This is a genomic window from bacterium (assembly GCA_028821235.1).
Lineage (GTDB): Bacteria > Actinomycetota > Acidimicrobiia > Spongiisociales > Spongiisociaceae > Spongiisocius.
In genome coordinates this window covers 1-2,245 of the sequence record JAPPGV010000144.1, presented here as the reverse complement: position 1 = coordinate 2,245, position 2,245 = coordinate 1, and the positions used below count along the sequence as shown (strand labels likewise).

1 protein-coding gene and 2 rRNA genes are annotated in these 2,245 nt (G+C 65.0%); all 3 read right to left on the bottom strand.

What is annotated here, in order from left to right; all coding sequences use genetic code 11:
• Positions 1–1,347 (bottom strand): ribonuclease Y (gene rny, locus OXK16_14700; protein MDE0377193.1); only part of this gene is annotated, 1,347 nt, incomplete at its 3' end.
• Positions 1,348–1,713: 366 nt separating this feature from the next.
• A 5S ribosomal RNA gene (gene rrf / locus OXK16_14695) occupies positions 1,714–1,830 on the bottom strand.
• Between the two features lie 88 nt (positions 1,831–1,918).
• A 23S ribosomal RNA gene (locus tag OXK16_14690) occupies positions 1,919–2,245 on the bottom strand; the annotation flags it as partial.

Here is a 2,245-nt window from a genome sequence, read left to right as displayed (position 1 = left end):
GTCCACCCCGTCGAACTCGCTGATCAGATCCTCCATCTTCTCCAGACGCCTCACGTGGGACGCCAACTCCACCCGCCTAGCGCCCGGCCGAGCCGCGGACACCGTGTCGGCGGCCTGCACGAGGATGGCAAGCAGGGTGCGCGGCTCCACATCGTTGTGGTGTGCCTCGATCCCGTGCACCACGGGCGCTTCCTCGCCGAACCGCCGGGCGATCTCGGCGCCGATCAACGCATGCGCCCCTTCGACCTGGTATGACACCGCCTTGCCGATGTCGTGCAGGAACGCCGCCCGCTTTATCGGTACGGGATCGACCCCTAGTTCCGCCCCCAGCATGCCGGCGATGTGAGCCGACTCGACCAGGTGATTGAGGACGTTCTGGCCGTAGGAGGTGCGGTACCTGAGGCGTCCCAGCAGCGTGACCAACTCCGGATGCATCCGGGAGATGCCGACGTCGAGCAGCGCCCACTCGCCGGCGTCGCGGGCCGACTGCTCCACCTCGGCCTGCGCCTTGGCGTACATTTCCTCGATGGCCGCCGGGTGGATACGCCCGTCCGCGATCAGCTTCTCAAGAGTGATTCGGGCGATCTCCCGCCGGACCGGCTCGAAGCACGAGACGACCACCATCTCGGGCGTCTCGTCGACCACCAGATTGACGCCGGTGACGGATTCGAAGGCCCGGATGTTGCGACCCTCCCGGCCGATGATCCGTCCCTTCATCTCCTCTCCGGGCAGCGGCACGGCCGACACCGTGCTCTCCATGACCACTTCTGTCGACAGGCGCTCGATGGCGGTAGCCAGGATGCGCCGAGCCCGCCGGTCGGCCTCCTCGCGAGCCCGCATCTCGCTGTCGCGTACCAGCAGCATCGCCTCCCGCCGCGCTTCGTCGCGGACCTGCTCGACCAGTTCTTCCCGGGCAGCGCGGGCATCCAGCGCGCTGATCCGCTCCAGGTTGGCTCGCGCACTCTCGGCGAACTCATCGAGTTCTCCCTGCAGCTCGGACACACCGGCCTCTCGATGGAGGAGCATCTGCTCGCGCTGGGCCAGGTTGGATGCGCGCTGCTCCAGGGTCCGTTCCCTCTGGATCAGGCGCTCCTCGGAGGCGGCCGCCTCCAGCTTCCTGTGTTCGAGCAGGGCCTCCTCACGCTCGCGGTAGGCCTCGGCCCGAGCCCGTCCCTCATCCTCGGCCCTTCCCAGTATGCGCTGCGCCTCGCGGCGGGCCGTGTCGACGTCGACTCCACGCTCGTCCACGACCTGTCTACGAAGACGTCCATACATCACGAGCATCGGGATCAGGCATCCGATGGCGATGAGCCCTATCCCGCCTAGCACGAATAGCGTCGTATCCATGGAGCGGCCTCCCGGTCTCTCAATCCCGAAGACCACCGGCCGGTTGGCCCGACCCTCGTTACCGGTCGGCAGCCGGGAGATGACACCCTGCAACCAGGAATGCTCAGAACATTGTGAGCAGGCCGGCAGGCCCACCCGCGGGATCTGGCGCGGTGGCGGAGTTTCCTCAGCTACGCGTCAGCGATTCGCCATCCTCGGACGGGCGTTCCGTCCACCTCCATCTGAGCGTTCCGGCAGGTCATTCACTTCGGTCATCGGGTGTTCTCTTGTGCGTTATCGGCCAGTCTAGTGGTCAGCCAGGCTCGGAGCCCTCGTGCTGCAAGACGCGAGGGCCGCCCGAACGAATCGGACGGCCCTCTACGTAGTGCCCGGCGGTGTCCTACTCTCCCGGGGGTCTGCACCCCAAGTACCATCGGCGCTGGCGGGCTTAACTTCCGTGTTCGGAATGGAAACGGGTGGGTCCCCGCCGCTATGGCCACCGGACGACAATCAATTGTTCAGTCCCCCACCCGACGCGGGCGAGGGGTGCTCTTCGAGCACTCCATAGCGAGCATGAAATCGCTTGACTCCGAATATCAAGCCCTCGGACTATTAGTACCGGTCCGCTGAACACATTACTGCGCTTACACTTCCGGCCTATCAACCTGGTGTTCTACCAGGGTCCTTACCCGGTTACCCGGTGGGAGATCTCATCTCGAGGTGGGCTTCGCACTTAGATGCCTTCAGCGCTTATCCTGTCCGTACGTAGCTAACCAGCCGTGCCCTTGGCAGGACAACTGGCACACCATAGGTACGTCCATCCCGGTCCTCTCGTACTAGGGACAGATCCTCTCAAATCTCCTACGCCTGCGACGGATAGGGACCGAACTGTCTCACGACGTTCTAAACCCAGCTCGCG